This is a genomic window from Paenibacillus sp. IHBB 3054 (assembly GCF_051594305.1).
GTDB lineage: Bacteria > Bacillota > Bacilli > Paenibacillales > Paenibacillaceae > Paenibacillus_AQ.
This window is the reverse complement of the sequence record NZ_JBOFBG010000021.1, coordinates 45,701-64,836: the sequence shown is the minus strand read 5'-3', so window position 1 is coordinate 64,836 and position 19,136 is coordinate 45,701. Positions and strand designations below refer to the sequence as shown.

Below are 19,136 nucleotides of genomic sequence, written 5' to 3'. Positions count from 1 at the left end.
TATATATCGGCATATTGGGTCTTTTTTCTTAGTTTTCTTTACAAATTCCCAGAGAATATTTTATATTTCCTAAGATTATCCCGAATTTTGGCGGGAGCGCAAAAAAAAGAGATGCTCTTCAAAAAAATGAGAGCATCCCTTGTAAATAAATAATAAAATTATTTTCTCTTCCGCATCATATCGAAATAAGCTACCGGCTGGTCTACCTTCATGCGGACACGCTGAAGCGGGTGGCGGGCAACGTCAAGCCGGTTGCCTTCTTCATCCCACAGCTCTCCGACGGTCTGCTTGAAAAAGGTGTTGTCCGGGCCGAAGAACTCCACTTCCTGCCCCGGCTTGAAGTTGTTGCGCTGCTGAATTAGAGCCATGCCGCTTTCGGCATCATACTCCAGCACCAATCCGGCAAAATCATAAGGAGCCGCTTTTTCCTCCGGCTCATAGATATGATCCTCATGATCCGGGGTGTCGTAGAAAAATCCGGTGTTCAGCGGACGGTTTGCCGCTTTTTGCAGCTCTTCCAGCCACTCCGGCTTCAGCTCATAACCTTCCGGATCGGCCATGTAAGCATCAATGGCCTTGCGGTAGGCGTTGACTACAGTCGCCACATAGTGAATCGACTTCATCCGGCCTTCAATTTTGAAGCTGTCAATGCCGGCCTCAATCAGATCGGGAATGCTCTCCAGCATGCACAAATCCTTGGAGCCCATCGAGAACTGGTTATCCTCCGGCTGATGCAGTGGAAGCTGGGTTACACCGGGCTCAAGAGGCTGCGGGGACGAAAGGGCTGCGGCCTGCTCTTCTTCGGATACCCATGTGCCCTCCGGGCGGGCATCTTCGAACAGGTCATATTTCCAGCGGCACGACTGGCAGCAGCCGCCGCGGTTGGAGTCGCGGTCCGTGAAGTGATTCGACAGCACGCAGCGTCCGGAATACGAGGAGCACATGGCTCCGTGGATAAAGCTCTCGATCTCGATGTCCACATGCGCTTTGATCTCGGCAATCTCTTCAAGGCTGGTCTCACGGCCCAGTACAACACGCGGCAGACCTTCCTCTTTCCAGAAAGAGACAGCCTGCCAGTTCAGTGTGGACTGCTGGGTACTGAGATGCACCTCAAGGCCCGGCACCAGGCGGCGCGCGGTATCGACGATGGCCGGATCCGCTACAATAATGGCGGCAATCCCGGCTTCATATAGATTGCGCAGGTATTCTTCAATCCCGGCGATATCTTCATTATGGGCATAGATATTGGTGGCAACAAATACCTTGGCCCCGTATTTCTTGGCAAATTCCACGCCTTCGCGCATTTCTTCAAAGCTGAAGTTATCTGCTCCGGAGCGCAGGCCGTATTTCTGGCCTCCAATATATACTGCATCCGCACCATAATGCACGGCGAATTTCAATTTCTCCAGATTACCCGCCGGAGCAAGGAGCTCCGGTTTGTCCAGACGGTAACGTTTGCCCTTAAACTTAGGCTTTGTCATGGTTCCCATTCCTGTTCTCCCCTCCATATTCCTCACCTGTTAAAATAGCTTAAAAACCTTCCATTCTGGTGCTGGACGCAGCTGCGGGGAATGTTTGGACTTCCGGCCGCTGTTAGGTTTGGATTTCCTGATTTGAACTGTTAGCCACGGTAGAAATCCAAACCTAAAGGCGTACGCTATCGCTCCTACAGTTCCAAACTTCCCCTCCACTGCTACACCTTTATGTTGCTTAAACAACAAGCTATTTTAAAAAGCTGAGTCATTGCTTATTTATATTTTAATATACCTGTTCCTTGTAGAAAAAGCCGAATGTCAGTTCACGCTCAGGGTCCTGCAGCGCCCGGATTCCGTCCATCCATTCCTCCTGGAACGCATAACCTGCCGGATCAGCGGTGTAGAGGTCTATCGCATGGCGGTAAGCCTTAACTACAGCGGCATTGTAGGCAGCTGGCTTCAGCAGCCCTTCAATCTTCAGGCTGTGTACTCCGGCACCCAACAGCAGATGAAGGTCCTCCAGAATGCAAATATCATCGGAACTCATAATATGTGTCCCGTTGACATCTTCATAAATCGGAAACTTCTCATTCTGGCGCTCTGCTTCAATCAGGAATAAGCCGCGCTCCTTGCCAAGGCTTCCTCCTTCACTCGGACGGCCTTGATGCGACATATAGCTCTCTACCAGCTTGCGTTTGGAATGGTATATATTCGTCATGCCGTGGACCTGTACCTGGGCTTCGATCTCCAGCAGCGGTACCATACCCGTCATCTCATCCATATTCAATTCACGGGCCAGAACGACACGCGAAGCTCCCTTGCGGCCCCAATAGTTCGCTGTGGCATAATTGGTCGAGGTCATTTCCGCATTCCAGTGCAGCTTCATGCCCGGCGCTTCATGCTTCACAGCCGCCAGCACCGCTGGATCTCCGAATTCAATGCCGTCAACGCCAAGCTCACCGATCGCCTTCACATAAGCAGGAAGTTCATCCAGCAGACGGTTCGTCATCAGCCCGCCAAGACCGGCATACACCTTGCGGCCTTTGCCGTGAGCCAGACTAACGACAGCCGCAGTGTCCTCCAGCGAGAAGTGTCCGGCAAGTCGCATGCCGAAACGGTCATCCCCGATGAGGAGCGCATCTGCCCCGGCATCCAGCAATACACGCGCTTCTTCCAAGGAAGCCGCCGTTGCCAGCAGCTCCGGTTTGTTATTCATGTTGATTCCTCCTAAATTCATCCGTCCAGCTCATCATCATTTATTTAAAATAGAGGGAGAATTCCCCCCTAAACCCTAAAACGCCTACTGGAATTCCTGGAACGGCAACAGTTATCATTTTACAGGTTTCCTACTGATTTTGTTCACTTTTTTTGATATTGGCTAAATGTTCCTTATAGGTCTTGCCGAACAGATGTCCCTGCGTGCCGTCTTTTTTGGTCACATAGAAATAGTACTCTGAGGCTTTCGGCGCAAGTGCGGCCTGAATCGATGCAAGGCCTGGACTTCCGATAGGGCCAGGTGGAAGACCCGGGTTCCGGTACGTATTGTACGGGCTTTCGACCTTCAGGTCCTTATTCAGCAGTCTTTCCTTCTGCTTGTCCAGCAGGTACTGGACAGTTGCGTCGATCTCCAGGTTCTGGCCTTTCTTCAGCCTGTTGTAAATAACACCGGCTACAAGCGAACGTTCTTCGTCCACAACTACCTCCCGCTCCACGAGAGAAGCTACGGTCAGCAGTTCATGCAGCGACAATCCGCGCTCCGCAAGCTGCGCCTGCCAGTCCGGAATACTGTCCAGCTTCTTCGACAGCTGCTCCAGCATGGCTTCAATAACCTCTTGCGGTGTACTGTCCTTGGCGAGCTCATACGTTTCCGGGAACAAATAGCCCTCAAGCCGGTGCCGTAAACTAGCGTCCTCCGGAATCTTCAGCGTATTTACCGCAGTCAGCCCCGCCCCCGAGTTCATCATTTTCAGAAACACATCGGCCGGCTGGTTCCAAGCCTCTGCAAGCTTCTCAGCTATCTGCTTCGCCGTGAATCCTTCGGGAATGGTGAACACCACCGTATCTTCCTTCACTACATCCCCGGCATTCAGCCGGGCAATCAGCTCATCATAGGTGTCCCCTGGACTTGCCGTATAGGTGCCGGCCTTGAAGCTTGACCCTTCCTTGACCCATTTCAGATATCCCCTAAAGAACATTCCGTTACGTATAATGCCGTTGTCTTCGAGCAGGCTGGCGATTTCCGCACTCCCCATGCCCTTCTCTATCGTAAACGTGACGGCTGGCCCTGCAGGCTCTATCGGCTGCATGCCATTCCAGATATACCATGCTCCTCCCCCTCCTGCCAATGCCAGCAAAAGGATAATAATGAGCACAGCGCGGATTGCGGCTTTCAAATGTGACTCCTCACTTTCCGACTATAAAGTATAAAATTGTATTGTCTTAAATTCAACATAAATTTCATGAGAACGCTGCATCAACCTTTTATGGTCGTATATCAAGCAAAAAGAGCGCGGAAAATTCCGCCCTCTTCATGCTCAACATAATGTTGCATACAGATAAAGATGCTTATTCCGTGTCCTCTGCGGGAAAAGTCAGCTCATCGTACAGCTCGGAAATATCTTCCCACTCTTCATCGTCAACGATGCTCTCCAGCTCCGGAAGACCGTCAGGCGAAACTACAATCCGCAGAATCTCCTGCTCCGCGTCTTTTCCGGAACCGGTCAGCACCGCATATGCGCGGTCACCGACTTCAAACTCGGCAATAATATCGTAAACGGAAGATTTACCCTGCTCGTCTTCCAGTTCCACTGTTTCTCCGTATACTTCTTTGAGCTTAGATGTCCATACCGCTTGTTCGGCGGAAAAATCAGTCATTCTCGGCTCCTCCGTCCAATTCGTCTACCAAAGTATTGAAAGTCTCTTCAACAATGGCCCATTCTTCGTCATTCTCGATCATGAAGAGCTGCAGGTCGTCACCATCTTCCTCGTAACGGAACGCATACACCTCATCGCTCTCTTCATCCTCGGAATCGAGTGGAACCACCATCATATACTTTGCATCCGAACCGTCGACTTCAAACTTCATGATGACCTCAAATTCCTCTTCATTACCTTCCTCATCGGGAATATAGATAATTTCCGGTTCTTCTTCTTGGCCGATCTGCTCGTTTGTCATATCCGCGCACCCCTCACCTTTTACTGTTAGCATCCAAAAAATTTTGCAAAATCAAGGCTGCGGCCATTTTGTCCACAATCCCTTTGCGTTTCTTCCGGCTGACGTCCCCTTCAATCAGCACCCGCTCAGCGGATACTGTCGTCAGACGCTCATCCCAAAGGTGTACGGGTAATTCGAGTTGTTCCCGCAGCTGGCCGGCGAATTCTATACAGATTTCACCACGCGGTCCAACTGAGCCATTCATATTTTTCGGAAGCCCAACCACAATTTCTCCAATTTCGTGCTCTTTCACCAGTTCGCGGATCCGTTCGAACTCATTCCCGTTTCCGCGGCGCTCAATCGTCTCTAGAGCCTGGGCTGTCCATCCGAAAATATCGCTTGTGGCGACTCCGATTCTACGGTCGCCGTAATCCAGACCCAGCTTCTTCATTTCGGCTGATCCACCCGATGATTGGCAAGGTAGAAACGGACCAGTTCCTCAATCAGCTCATCACGTTCTTTCCTCCGGACCAAACTTCTCGCATTGTTATGGCGCGGAATGTAAGCCGGATCTCCGGAAAGAAGATATCCAACGATCTGATTGATCGGATGATATTCTTTCTCCACGAGCGCGTCGTATACGGCGAGCAAGATTTCCTGGGGAGAAGCTTCCTTTTCATCGCCCTTCACATTGAATTTAACCGTTTTGTCCATGGAGTCCATTTGTGACACCTTCCTTCTGCAAAATCACCCAAAAAGGGCAGCTTCGCAAAGTTGCTGCTGTACAGCTTACTTGCTGCCTTCATCATAACATATTCATGCCCCAACGAGGAAATCCTGCCACAATAATAACGCTTTTTTTGGCATTTTATCTACATTAATATAGATTTTTTTGGCTTTTAAGCTATTGCAGAATACCATGAAAGGCGAATATTCGCAAAAATTCAAAACTTTTTATTTTTTTGAATAAAGCAGCGGCACTGATATGGAGCACTCAGTACCGCTGCTTCTCTGTCTCACATGCTTTTACCTTGTTCGCAGGCAGCGTATCAGCCTAGGCTGATCTGCCTTAGTGTTAGTTGACAGCTACCTTGGGAATCCCTGTAGCCTGATGTTTACGCCAGTGCAGCTACCAGCTCTTCAGCCTTAACGAGTGCTTCGCCAAGCTTGGAGGCATCTTTACCGCCGGCTTGGGCCATATCCGGCCGGCCGCCACCGCCGCCGCCGCATACCGCAGCAACCTCTTTGACCAGCTTGCCAGCATGGAAGCCTTTCTTCACCAGCTCCTGAGGTACGGCGACTACAAAGTTGACCTTATCGTCCATCGCTGCACCCAGCACAAGTACAGCATCAGGCAGCTTGGATTTCAGTTCATCGGCCGTGGAGCGCAGGGCATCCATATTGCCGGCTTGAACAGCAACAGCCAGCAGCTGTGTACCGCCGCCCACTGTCTTCACGCTGCTTGTCAGCTCTGCCGCAAAGGTAGCGCTCAGCTTGGATTGCAGCGACTCATTCTCACGGGAAAGCTCACGAACCTGGGAATGCAGCGCGTCAATCCGCTTCGGCACATCATTCAGGGAGGATTTCAGCAAGCCTGCCGACTGCTTCAGCAAATCAAGCTGGCTCTCCGTGAACTCATAAGCATAGCGGCCGGTAACAGCTTCGATCCGGCGTACGCCGGAGCCGATGCCGCTTTCGCTGACCAGCTTAAAGATTCCAATTTGCGAGGTATTTGACACGTGACAGCCGCCGCACAGTTCAAGGCTGTAGTCACCCACCTGAACGACACGTACCACATTACCGTACTTCTCACCGAAGAGGGCCATTGCCCCCATTGCTTTGGCTTCTTCAATCGGCTTGCTCTCGATCACGACATTCAGGCCGCGCCAGATTTGAGCATTTACGCGATGCTCAATATCACTCAGCTCCTCCGGCGTAATTGCGCCGAAATGCGAGAAGTCAAAACGCAAACGTGCGCCTTCTACTAAAGACCCGGCTTGGTTCACATGGCCGCCCAATACTTCCTTGAGCGCTTTATGCAGCAAGTGGGTTGCCGTATGGTTCTTCACGATATCCCCGCGCTGCTCGCGGTTCACTTCCGCGCGGATACTCTCGCCTACCTTCAGCTCCCCGGCTTCAACAGTAACCAGATGAACATGCTGGCCATGCGGTGCTTTGAACAATCCGGTTACCTTGGCAGTGACAGAGCCTCCAGTAAGCAGGCCGGTGTCACTGACCTGTCCGCCGCTTTCAGCGTAGAACGGTGTTGATTCCAAAATCACCTGGCACTCGGTACCTTCACCGGCTGTATCGGCAAGTTCACCGCCGACAACAATAGCAAGTATTTTTGACTCTGTTACGGAGTCATTATAACCAACAAATTCACTTTTAACCGTCAGATCGGCAAGCGCGCCACCCTGAATCTTCATGCTGGCTCCATCCTGGCGGGCAGCTCTGGCCCGGTCACGCTGTTCCTGCATCGCGGCATCAAAGCCTTCACGGTCAACAGTAAGTCCTTGCTCGGAAGCAAAATCTTCCGTAAGGTCAAACGGGAAGCCGTACGTATCATAAAGTTTGAAGGCATCTGCTCCAGCGATGGCAGCAAGACCTTCCGTCTTTGCTTTGGCGGTAAGCTCGCCAAGAATGGCCAGACCGTCGGACAAGGTTTCGTGGAAACGCTCCTCTTCTGTACGGATGATTTTGGCGATATACTCCCGGTTGTCTACAATGGATGGATAGTACACACCCATAACCTCACCGACGGTTTCCGTCAGCTCATACAGGAACGGACGATCCAGACCCAGCGTCTTGCCATAACGGACCGCACGGCGGAGCAAACGGCGGATAATATAACCGCGTCCTTCATTGGAGGGAAGCACACCATCGCCTACTGCAAAAGTAACGGTACGGATATGATCGGCAATCACCTTAAGCGCAATATCCTGCTCCAAGTTGTCTTTATAGGTAACTTTGGCAAGGTTAGCCGTCTTCTGGATCACCGGCTGGAACAGATCCGTGTCGAAGTTGGAATCGACATCCTGCAGGATGGAAGCCAGACGCTCCAGACCCGCTCCGGTATCAATATTCTTATTCGGAAGCGGTGTATAGCTGCCGTCCTTGTTATGGTTGAACTGTGAGAACACCAGGTTCCACACTTCGAGCCAACGCTCATTTTCCCCGCCCGGATACATCTCCGGATCGCTCATGTCGTTGCCGTAAGCTTCACCGCGGTCATAGAAGATTTCTGAGCAAGGTCCACAAGGACCTTCGCCGATATCCCAGAAGTTCTCATCTCCCAGCTTAATGATGTGCTCTGCAGGCAGTCCTACCTTTTCATTCCACAGCTTGAAGGCTTCTTCATCCTCAGCGTACACCGTCACGGAAATGCGCTCCGGATCAAAGCCGATCCATTCCTTGCCGGTCAGGAACTCCCAAGCCCAGGTGATCGCTTCTTCTTTAAAGTAGTCGCCGATGGAGAAGTTCCCCAGCATTTCAAAGAACGTGTGATGGCGGCGCGTCTTGCCCACATTCTCGATATCATTGGTGCGGATACATTTCTGCGAGTTGGCCAGGCGGGGGTTCTCAGGAATCTCCCGGCCGTCGAAGTAAGCCTTCAGCGGCGCCATACCGGCATTAATCCACAACAGCGAAGGGTCATTATGGGGCACCAGCGATGCGCTGGGCTCGATTTTGTGGCCTTTACTCTCAAAAAACTGCAGCCATTTGGAACGGATTTCACTTGCTTTCATCATGTACAGCTCCCGTCTTATCATTAATTCGGCACTTCTGCCGGAATGCACAAAAACGCCCCTGAATGAATTCAGGGACGATTATTATCGCGGTACCACCCTGGTTATCGCCCTGCCCATATGCATGGGACAACTGCTGGCGATCGCCTTGTCGCGGCTGTTAACGGGCGCCCCCGGCGGGATTGTCCCCGCACTCCGAAATCAGCTTTCCGCCGGTCTGTCTTCCGGATTCTCGCAGCCATTACGAATGTATTCGTAACGGAATCCGTTCTCTGAGGGAGCCATGCTCCGGCGTACTTCATTTCATCAACGTTTTATCCGATTTGCATTTTAACATTTCAAGTATAGCCAGTGCCCCTAAATCTGTCAATCTCGGAGGGCAAACGGCTGATGGCCACTTCCCAGTCTATATTGTATAATCGCTCACTTTGCACAACCAAACCATGTGAACCGAATCCGGTCCCCAATAATCTTTTACCACCTTATACGGCTTGCCAAATTTCTGCAGCCATTTTGCCTGCGCACGTTGGTAGCCACTGTCCAGGCAAAACTGCTCAATCCCTTGCTTTCCTAGATATGCCATCAATTCCTTAATCAGCGTCGAGCCTACACCGAGACCCTGATAGCTTGGCAAAACGTATAAGCTTCCTAGCTCTCCCACATCATCAAGTTGATTTCCGGTGCATGAGCGAATATCCTCGTCGCAGGGTGCAAATGAAATCGTGCCGACAACCGTCCCATCTATTTTAGCAACAAGGAAGTATATAGTCGTATTCGCGGGGTTCAGAAAGGCATCAACCATTTGTTTTTTATTGTCAACTTCATGTTGAATGTCCTCCTGCAAATGCCCCAGTCCCTCCTTTTCGAAGGCATCTGAAATTGAAGATTTAAAAAGCTGAGATACAAGTCGTCTATCGCCTTGAGTGAGCGTATGTATGGTTAACTGATTAGTCCTAGCCATTGTAAAAATCACCTCTATATTAAAATAACACTTCTATGTTATACAAATGCCCAAATTAACCCACTCCATATATTTCTCTAATATATAGATTGAATTTAAGATTTACCCATTTGTTTGAGGACGTAACTACGGTGAATATTTGGACTTCCGGCCGTTGTTGTCGTAAGAATTTCTTGATTGTACCCGCTATATGCGGTGAAAATCCGGTGACAAAGGCGGTCGCTATCGCTCCTATAGTTCCAAATTTCCCCTCCGCTACTTTTGCCCTTTTTTGTACTTATTTAGTTCATTTTATATAGCTTATAAATTCTACAAATGAATTCACAATACTAAAATATTCTCAAAAAAAGCAACCTTTCGCGCCCATAGTAAAATAGCACTACATTTGAAGTATTGCTGTTGGTGTCAATGGTTCCTATTCTCTCTTCCATGCTTAAAGGCAGTAATTATGTATGTAGAGCCATCCTCAGATGGCTCATAGGAAACGATATAACGATCAATACGAATATAGTAAGTGTCTTTATAAGTTTTTGACGGAAACAACTTTCCTGACCGAAGTACCTTTTCTTCAATCCGCATGAGCAGCTTTTATTTATACTCTGATGTTTCCTGTGGGAGAAGTGAATGCTTTCGATCTTGGAAAAGCTCTGAGCCGCATGTTTGGTCCAGACTACCTGCCTCACAGCTCTCCGTTTCTTATCATCTCGATCATTTGCTTGGAAGAAAATAATGAACCATGCACAATATCCCGTTTGGACTCTTGGATCATTTCTGCAATTTCAGGATCGGCATCAAGCTCAGCGAGTTGTGCAGCCGAAAGAGCATCTGAGTTGTCCTGAGACTGGATTAATTTGGACACTTCATATTCTATGTCATTGATTACAATTACAAGCTTTTGACAGTCATTTATAAAAGAACGATACACTTTACCGCTTTTATCCTTTAATTCCAGATACATGCTCCTAAACTCCTTTTTTCAATATTATACCTTGAATTCGGATAGACGGATACAACGTCATGATATAGCAAAAGACTGATAATCCCAATGTAGTACATGTAGTAATTATGTAGTAACGCCGATAATACTGAATAACACATCTTAGTTCTCAGCAGCAATATAAGCTTTATTTTTACACTGGTTAACACTATACAAGACCCCATAACACACCAAAAGACCCCCGCCCCATACTTCGGGAGCAAGAGGCCGCAGGTTCAAATCCTGTCGTCTCGACCATACATAAAGGCTAAAGGGGACCGTCCCATAAGTGGATTTTTCGAGAAATGAGACTGCCCTGTTATTAAAAGAGACCATAAAAAGATAACAGACCAGGGATTCTCCCGTTACTGGAGAATCCCTGGTCTGTCTTTTGGGTCATTGTCCGCTTTCTTTAACAAATTATGGTGGGAAAACTACCCGACTTCAAGTTTTAGTTCATAGTTCATTGGACGCTTGAGTCCTCGTATTCTAGGAACTGCATTATGGATTAATCCCCATGCCCGTTATTGAGCTTGCCCAAGCAGCCTGAAGATAACCGTTGCTGCTTGAGCTCTTGTGGCCTGGCTGTCCGGCGCAAACTTGCCGTCCGGCATTCCGCCAATCACTCCGCTCTTGCGCATGTCTTCCACGGCATCAGCCGCGTAGGATGACACTTGATCAAGATCAGAAAATGACACAGGGGCAGCATTGTTACTGGTATTAGCATTGACGTCGGCATTCGCCGCACCGCTCAACGAAACGTTTGCAAGCTGTGCCAGGCGATGCAGCATGACGGCCATTTCCTCACGGGTAATCTCCTCATTCAGACCGAAGGTGCCGTCCGGCTTCCCCTTAACAATGCCCAGCTTCTGGGCGCTGGCAACCGCTCCGGCATACCAGGCACCCTGCTTCACATCTGTAAATGTGCTTACGACTGACTCATCAACCAGGTCGAACGCATTCATCAGGATCTTGATGAACTCCGCACGGGTGACGTTGCCTGAGGGGTTAAAGTTATCCGCATTTGTTCCTTGGATAGCTCCTCTGGCCGCGAGTGCTTCGATGCTGTCCACTGCCCAGGCTGCAGTTGCAATATCCTTAAATGAAACATTCGAGTAACGTGTTGCGTAACTTCCGCTCCGGTTGAGATTGAATTCCAGTGTCCCGGCAGCGGTGTTGTATTTGCCGCTCTTCACAACTTCCAGCTCGCGCTTATCATTGAGATAATAGGCCACTACCTTGTTCGGGTTCTCACCCGGCTTCAACGTGTACGGCAGCGCGAGCTTGACGCCCTTCGCCTTCAGTACGGAGGCCGGAACAGCAGTCCCGTCAACACTCAGTCCGAAATCGCTGAGCACATTCACTCCCAGCAGCGCGCTTGCCTGCAGCGGTAAGCCTGCCGGATCTATAGCGCTGACAGAAATCTCCAGCTTATTACTCTTCCCGTCGGCATAGACTTTCAGGAAACTCTCATTCAATAGAATGTCCGCCGCTCCAGTCTCAATCTTGACTGTGCGCACACCTTGTGCCGCCATGAGCGCTTGCAATGGAAGCTCAACTGACAGCTGCTTCACGCCTGCCGCCGCTTTAACGGATACTGTCAACCTGCCATCTGTTATTCCCTTGGCTGCTGCCTCAATATTCCCGGCTGTCAGCACTGCCTTGACCGTTCCGTCAGCTCCGGCCACCGGATGCAGCACAATGCTGCCTATGCTTACGGCAGCAGGTGCTGCTGTCGGCGCCGCGCTTGGCGAAGGCTTCGGCGTCGGGACATACGTCTCGGACCCGGACGCCGGAATTCCCGGCGTAGGTGTCGGTGTCGCCGAAGGCAGCGGCGTTGCTGATGGCGTTGCCGCCGGAAGCCGCTGCAGACCAGCAACCGCCGCCGCAAGCCTGCTTAACGCGGCGTCGATTCCCGCCTGGTCAGCCGTTCCGCTCTCCAGCAGCGCAGCCGCAGCGGCTACAGCCTTCTGGAGCGCCGTCCAGCTGTCCGGTGTATACAGCCCCTGTTCCAGCTCCAGCACTTCCTTCAGCTTCGCCTCCAGACCGGTCGTGATCACCGGCGGGGTTACGAAAGCCAACGTCAGTGTATACGTCCGGTTCGTCGTTTTGTCCGCTGCCGTTACGGTCACCTTGTATCCGGTCCGGAGCTCCGTTGCAACGGTTATGCCGTCACTTCCATATACGGCAAAGGTTACGCCTGCCGGAACTTGCAGCCCTTCCTTCAATTCTGTCAGCGTAGTTGTCTCCGGCACGATGATTTCTTTCGCTACCTGATCGACAACGCCGCCGGGAATCGTGATTCCGCTGATCAGCGCATTGCGGCCTTCCACCGGCTGCAGCGCCTCAAAGGCCGCTTTTAAAGCTGTATAAGCAGCATTAATGTCACCTTCGGTCGAAGCCCCGTTCTCGTACACAGCTTGAGCTGTTGCCAGTGCGGCATGCAGCGTCTCCCACTGCCCCGGCGCAGCGGTATAGTTCTCTTCATTCACCGCCGGATCTGCGGCCGTATCAATAGCAGTCTTCAGCCTTGTCTTGTCATACTTTACAAATATACGGCAGCTTGCTGATAGCTCTGTTCCGGCAACCTTGCCGGAAATCGTGAAGTCCGTAGCAATCGTAAGCTTGTTAAGCGGAATGTCCTCCCACTGCACATCTGCCATGCCCTTGTTCCCATTCGCATAGGTTACCAATACTTTGGACGGCAGTGCAGGAACAACCCCTATCGTCGTATTTACAGCAACCTGCTCTATGCTTACAATTTTGCCGAATGTGCCCGGATCGGGCGTTTCTCCCTCCGGCTTGGCCGAGATCGCGCGCCATTCCTTGACTCCCGTGAAAACACTAGCAGATTGTTTAACCAGCGTCAGCCGCAGCTTATCCGTTTCCACCTTGTCAAAGGTTACATCGTTAAACTTGTCCTTCTCCTTGCCCTTCTCACTCAGGTTGGTGACAGGGACAAATTTACCGGCTGCCTCATCCCAATAGTCAAGGCTGTAATCAGCTGGCACCTGCACGCCGCCGCCGTCATCGAAGAAATATATCGAGCTGCCGGAGAGGCTTACCTTCTGCTTCCAGGTATATTGCAGCCATTGATTGTCCCCTGATCCGCCCCAGTTGCCGTACTGTGTTTCTATTGTATTATCACCTAAACCAGTAGAGAAAAGCGGAATAAATCCGTCGTTAACCGCATACACCGACTCCCAGGCCGAGGTGTATGAAGCGCTCGGCACTGCCAGCAGCGCCGCATTTCTGTAGCCGAGAGTACTAATGGCTATACGCAATTGGTCGGTAGTAGCCTTCACTTCATCCAGAGTGTAGTTGCCTTTGTTCAGTAATGCTTTAGCCGCAGTCAATGCGGTCTGCAGTTGCTGCCAGGATTCCGGTGTGAAGTCGCCGGAATTCCGCAGAATTTTCCCTTGTGCCGAATCCCGGTCTGCGAATTTCGCAACCATATCGGCCAGTTCAGCCGTTGCTATGAACACGGACACAGGAACTTCTACGACCGTTTGCTTGTCTCCATCGCTGACGGTCAACTGATACTTATATTCACCTACAGTCTTGAAGGTGGCTTTCAAAACAGCCTGATCGAGCGCACCTTCTTCGACCTCGCCATCACCGGATATTTTCGCCCATTGATAGGTCAGCTTGCCGCCAGGCAGACCGTCATCGTAAATTTGGGGAACCACAGCCAGCAGCTCATCCTGCTGCACTCTTACCGGGGTATCTACCGCTACCTTCGGTGCCTGATTCACTGCTGGCGTGACCGTCAGACCGTTATTGTAGATTTGAATTTCTTTGATCCCTGTTGCGAGTTCGAGTGCATGGGTCACACTGACACGAATCGCTGTCGTATTAACCTTCTCGAACTCCACATTGTTATAGTTGGAGGCCACAACATCCGGGTATCGGAATTGCCCTTTCACCGGCTTCCAGGTTATGCCGTCCGCCTCCAGATACTCGACACCGAACGTCTGCGGTGTACCGTAGCCATCCAGGAGACGGTTATTGTAGAAATAGACCTTCACATTGTCTACGGGCTGGGTGGTGTCAAACTTGAACGTGACCGTATCGGCAGGATTCGGCGAACCGCCGAACAGAGCCGTGTTAGACGTGTGGTCAATGGAAGCTATCGTCGAGCCGTCCGCCAAGCTTTTAATGCTTGAACCGCTCTCGATATAAGTCGATTCGATCGTCGTTCCGGCAGCAGCGGCCAGATTCTCGCCACCATTGACAATATCAACTCCTGCCTTGTTGAACATATCCACCGTTTTTGCATTCGTTGCCAGTGAAGTATCGTCAGCCTTGGCTAGAGAGGTAGCGCTGCCTTTTTCAAACAACACTTGCGTCTTAGAATTGTCACCAACCGCTCCGGCAACATCACCCTTAGGCATTTCCACCTTGCCAGTCGCCGTATCATAAATAATATGTGACATTTCATTCGTTGTCATCACAAGCTCACCGTTAATGAACAGCGAGAAACCGGACGGAATGTCTTGATAAGGCAATTTTTTGTCCCCGGTATATACCTTAGGGTCCTGCCAGACGATCGACAGATCCGCATCATGATACCGCACATTGTCTACTGCAAAATGGTCATATTCGACATTGATCGGCCACAGCTCGATCTTGTCGTCCGTTCTCGGCTGAAGACCTGCCATATCCTCCAGTACGGTGTAATTCATCATGCCCAGCGTATCGTGGTGAATCCAAGCACGCACCATTTTGCCGCTCGGGTTCGGAGGATTCTCCTTCGTCCACGGCGTTCCGAAGAAATAGTCCTCCAGCCAGAAGAATTCATTGGAATCGAGGTGATCCGTATTGCCCGTCTCCACCGTATGCAGCCATGCACCCCAGTCGAACAACGTCTTGTAAGTATCACTGTTAATATTGTCCACAGGGTAATGGCGCAAGGAAGCACGGACAGTATTAATGTAGTTGCCGAAGTTGCACCAGGCGAACTGGTCGGTGCCGAAGGCATCCGTCTTGCCATTCTTGAAATCCTCCACCCGTTTCATAATGCTGTTCTGATCCGCTGTGAAGAACGGAAAGATCGGATAGTAATCAGGATCAGCGTAATCTGTCAGCTGGGTCAAATATTTAGCCTGAAAGCCCTCCTGTCCTTCTGTCGGCACAACGCCGAAGTTGAAGACGAACATGTTGTTGTCGCGCCACGGGTTGAACACATCCTCTTTACCGACAACCTTCTTATGCAAAAAGCTGCCTTCGCCGTTCGTATCCGCTTTGCCGTCTCCGTCAAAATCCTTACCGTCAAACCACATATCGTTCAAAATCGTACTCTGAATCTTCCCGGCAGTTTCATTCATCCGGGTCTCGTTCGCCGTATCCCCCAGCTGCTTATACATTTGTGCTGTGGCCACTGCATTGCCATAAGTAGTCGCAGAGCCGTCCAGCCGGGCATTGTTGCCGTTGCCGTTCCAGTGCATGGAGACGGTGTCACCGTCATTTCCAGTCATCGGGCCGTGGTTATAATAGACGAGATTCGGATCATTGCCCTTGAAATGAGCCAGTGTGCCGGTCACGTCATTGGCTGAGAAATCAGCGAATTTCTTCAGGATTTCCGAACCGCCACCATAGATTTTGTATGCTTCCCAGCCTACCTGTGAGCTGTTCTGCATCATATCCCAGGTCCAGATGTTGGGCCGTCCGGGGTTGTTCTTGTAATTCTTGTTCTCGGAATATTCGCCCTGCGCCAGCCAGGTCCCATAGGCATAGGACGGATCGCGGAGCCATTTCAGATCCTGCAGCGCCCACGGCACGCTGACCGTGATACCGTTGTTGTAGCCAAGCACACCCTCCATATTCATCGGGAACTGCCAGTCATTGCCGGGAATGTTCGCATCCAGAATATTAAAGCGGTTACACCACCAACGGTAATAGAGCACTTTTTTCACATTTTCATCAGGGACATCAATATACGGGATATTATCCGCCCACCACTCGTTGTACTCCTTCACCTGGGTGGAAAAGGCCTCATTGTTGCCGGCCGCAGACTTGAACTCCTCATACTGCGTCTTGGAGCCGGGAATTTCATCCGCGAGCCAGCCCATAACCACCTTCTGGTCAAGCGTCCCACCCGCAGGAACCGTAATCTCTCTGACCAGCTCATTCCCGGCAGGAGTAAGTCCGGTTCCGCTAAGATGAACATCCACATATGACATCGCTTTCACAACTTTTTGGCCGGACTTCCCGATCATCAGCGGAGCCGCTACCCGGTCGCCGATCAACTCATCCCCCTCTGCCCTGGATACAAACGGAGATTTGACCTTCAGTGTCAACTGGATGTCGCTTGCCGTGGGATTCTTGAATTCCAGCAGTGTTACTGCACTGTTATCATTCGTAATAAATTTGCGCTGGTTAATCTCCAGTTCCCCGCTACGGTAGGTTTGGTTCTCGTGGCTGGGATAATTTTTCCGGGCAGACTGATCCTCCGTAACCTCTCCCGTCGAAAGAGAGAGCGTATACATAACATCCTGGTTCAACGTATCCGCATAAAACACACTCCCGGCAAAACCCAGCTTCGAGTTGTCCTGTGTCTTCATGTATAGGGCGCTGCCCCGGCTGAACAATGTATTGGCGCTGGCATCATCATTCCCATTATCATCAGGAATCACGCCTTCGTTCACGAGCAATGAATCCAGCCAGGGCAGATCAGCGTTATCTTTCTTAAAGGCATCAAAGTCAAAATTCTCAATCGTCTGCATCATTTCCCCAACGGTAGCTTTGCTGAAATCAATTCCTTCCGGGGTAGTGATGTTACCCACTTTCCACTCCGGTTTCCCGTAATCGGTTCCTACACCCTTATGATCGAAATCTGTCGTATAATTCGCCGATGCCGGGACGATCCCGCCATTTAGGACTACGGCAGCGCAAAGCGCTGCCACACAAGCCTTCCCTGACCGCTTAGTCTTTCTCATAACTTGTTGTCTCCTCCTTTTTATCCCTTGATTCCTGTCAACGCAATACCTTCCACAAAATATTTGTTGCCAATCAGGAAGAACACCAGGCAGGGAGCCGTAACGACCAGAGCGAGCGCCATAACCTGTTCATAGTTCGGAATGCGCATTCCGTTCACAATATACAGACCCATTGGCAGTGTATAATCCGCTTCTGTCTTCAAATAAATCATCGTATAGAAAAATTCATTCCAGCAGTTGATAAAGCTGAACAGGGCCACAACAATCATGGCCGGACGAATGAGCGGCAGCATGATGCGGGAGTAAATGCGGAAATAACCCGCACCGTCAATCTTCGCTGCTTCACTGAGTTCAAGCGGAATGGTCATGAAAAATTGCCGGAGCAAAAAGACAAAGTATGCATTGCCGCCTGCGCAGAAAAATGCGGGAATAATAAGTGCTGGCTTGCCGGCCAGTCCCAAGGAGGTATATAGGGAATATTGCGGCAGCAGGGTTACAGCGCTTGGCAGCATCATGGTGCTGATTACGAGCACGAACCACATCCCGCGCAGCGGGAACCGCAGCTTGGCAAAAGCATAACCGGCAAAACTCGTGGTCAGCACAGTTCCGATTACATAAGGCACCACAATCGAGACTGAGTTCCAGAGCTGCCGCAGAAACTGGATGCGCTCAAGCCCCAGCCGGAAATTATCAAAGCCCGGCTCACTGGGGATAAATACTGGCGGGCGCGCCAGAATCTCTGAATGGTTAACGAATGCACCGCGCAGCAGCCAATAAAGCGGAAAGGCGAATACCAAAGCGAGCAGGCAGGAGAGTAGGATGAGTATGACATTCACTGCTTTTGTTTTGTTCTTTGCTCTCTTAAGACTTGAATATTTTACAGTCGCAGATACGGCCATTATCTCACCCTCTTTCTTTTGCCCATCGAATCATCCTTCTTGAGCGCGCCCTGGAAATAAAACAGAATAACCGTAATGACCAATGTGATCAGGAAGACGACCCAAGCCTCGGCAGACGCCAGACCGCGCATCCCCACCTGCACAAAGGAATGATCATAAATCATAACGTTGATGAAATAAGTCATCCGGTCCGGTGCACCATTTCTGGACAACACCACACTTTGGGTATAAATCTGGATAGAGGTCATCATGCACATAATCAATTGGAAAAAGAGTACTGGCTTGATCGTCGGGTAGGTGACCTTCTGGAACTTGTGCCAAGCATTGCCGCCGTCCATCTCGATCGCCTCCAGCAGTTCACCGGGAACGTCCTGCAAGGTAGCAATGAAGACAACAATCGTGCCCCCGCATGTCCACAAGCTCATAATAAACAACGTCTCGAAGATCCGCACCGGGTCTGTCAGGAAGTCTAAAGGCGCTATGCCCAGCTGCAGCAGCAGCCAGTTGACCAAACCGCCCTTGGCCTGATTCTGCAGCAGCATCTGCCACACAATCGTGGTCGCCAGCATCGGAATGACCGAGGGCAGGAAGAAGACCGCCCGCAGCATATTTCTGCCTAGAAACTTGCGGTTCAGCAAGAGCGCGACCATCAGACAGAAGGCAATAACAAGCGCTACGTTGATAAAAGCGTAAATCAGGGTGACCGTGATCGATTTTTTGAACTCGGAGCTTGGATTGCTGAAAATATATCTGAAGTTGTCCAGCCCGATCCATTCCATCACCTGCCCGCCGCTCATCACCGTAATTTTGTGAAAGCTGTAGAACAAACTGGCCAACATCGGATACAGGGTCAGCACCAAAAAGCCGATAATCGCGGGTGCTGCAAATAAATATCCGGCGACCGCTTCCTTGGTGGCGCCTTTGGCAGGCTTTTTAACATAGTTGGGTGCCGTACCGGTCTTGCTCTCTGGATTCATAAGCCAT

The 19,136-nt window shown here is 50.7% G+C and carries 13 protein-coding genes; all 13 read right to left on the bottom strand.

Going from position 1 to position 19,136, the window contains the following annotated elements; genetic code table 11:
- Positions 1-158: 158 nt before the first annotated feature.
- On the bottom strand, positions 159-1,490 hold the full coding sequence (locus tag ACQ76X_RS21390) for a peptidase U32 family protein (RefSeq protein ID WP_438495826.1): 1,332 nt from the start codon (positions 1,488-1,490) through the stop codon (positions 159-161).
- Between the two features lie 268 nt (positions 1,491-1,758).
- A complete protein-coding gene (locus ACQ76X_RS21385) occupies positions 1,759-2,691 on the bottom strand; it encodes a peptidase U32 family protein (RefSeq protein WP_438495825.1) in 933 nt (310 codons plus the stop codon).
- Between the two features lie 130 nt (positions 2,692-2,821).
- Positions 2,822-3,868 (bottom strand): endolytic transglycosylase MltG, encoded by a 1,047-nt coding sequence (mltG, locus tag ACQ76X_RS21380; protein ID WP_438495824.1) that lies wholly within the window; start codon positions 3,866-3,868, stop codon positions 2,822-2,824.
- A 172-nt stretch (positions 3,869-4,040) separates the two neighbouring features.
- Positions 4,041-4,349 carry a DUF1292 domain-containing protein gene (locus ACQ76X_RS21375; RefSeq protein ID WP_038588108.1) on the bottom strand — a complete coding sequence of 103 codons (309 nt, stop codon included), beginning with the start codon at positions 4,347-4,349 and terminating at the stop codon, positions 4,041-4,043.
- Positions 4,342-4,650, bottom strand: a complete 309-nt coding sequence (locus ACQ76X_RS21370) for a DUF1292 domain-containing protein (RefSeq protein WP_038588104.1) — start codon at positions 4,648-4,650, stop codon at positions 4,342-4,344. The genes ACQ76X_RS21375 and ACQ76X_RS21370 overlap by 8 nt, the downstream gene beginning before the upstream one ends.
- A 13-nt stretch (positions 4,651-4,663) precedes the next feature.
- Positions 4,664-5,080, bottom strand: a complete 417-nt coding sequence (gene ruvX, locus ACQ76X_RS21365) for a Holliday junction resolvase RuvX (RefSeq protein ID WP_038588101.1) — start codon at positions 5,078-5,080, stop codon at positions 4,664-4,666.
- Entirely contained in the window at positions 5,077-5,352 is a 276-nt protein-coding gene (locus ACQ76X_RS21360; protein ID WP_036696603.1) for an IreB family regulatory phosphoprotein, read from the bottom strand. Before ACQ76X_RS21360 ends, ruvX begins: the two co-directional genes overlap by 4 nt.
- A gap of 392 nt (positions 5,353-5,744) precedes the next feature.
- Positions 5,745-8,378: an alanine--tRNA ligase gene (alaS, locus tag ACQ76X_RS21355; protein WP_438495874.1), complete on the bottom strand. Its 2,634-nt coding sequence runs from the start codon at positions 8,376-8,378 to the stop codon at positions 5,745-5,747.
- Positions 8,379-8,784: 406 nt separating this feature from the next.
- Positions 8,785-9,339, bottom strand: coding sequence for a GNAT family N-acetyltransferase (locus tag ACQ76X_RS21350; protein WP_438495823.1), 555 nt, complete (start codon positions 9,337-9,339; stop codon positions 8,785-8,787).
- A gap of 679 nt (positions 9,340-10,018) precedes the next feature.
- Entirely contained in the window at positions 10,019-10,297 is a 279-nt protein-coding gene (locus ACQ76X_RS21345; protein ID WP_438495822.1) for a hypothetical protein, read from the bottom strand.
- A gap of 542 nt (positions 10,298-10,839) precedes the next feature.
- A complete protein-coding gene (locus ACQ76X_RS21340) occupies positions 10,840-17,253 on the bottom strand; it encodes an S-layer homology domain-containing protein (protein ID WP_438495821.1) in 6,414 nt (2,137 codons plus the stop codon).
- 20 nt (positions 17,254-17,273) lie between these two features.
- Positions 17,274-18,152 carry a carbohydrate ABC transporter permease gene (locus ACQ76X_RS21335; RefSeq protein ID WP_438495820.1) on the bottom strand — a complete coding sequence of 293 codons (879 nt, stop codon included), beginning with the start codon at positions 18,150-18,152 and terminating at the stop codon, positions 17,274-17,276.
- Positions 18,152-19,129, bottom strand: coding sequence for a carbohydrate ABC transporter permease (locus tag ACQ76X_RS21330; RefSeq protein WP_438495819.1), 978 nt, complete (start codon positions 19,127-19,129; stop codon positions 18,152-18,154). The genes ACQ76X_RS21335 and ACQ76X_RS21330 overlap by 1 nt, the downstream gene beginning before the upstream one ends.
- Between the last annotated feature and the right edge of the window lie 7 nt (positions 19,130-19,136).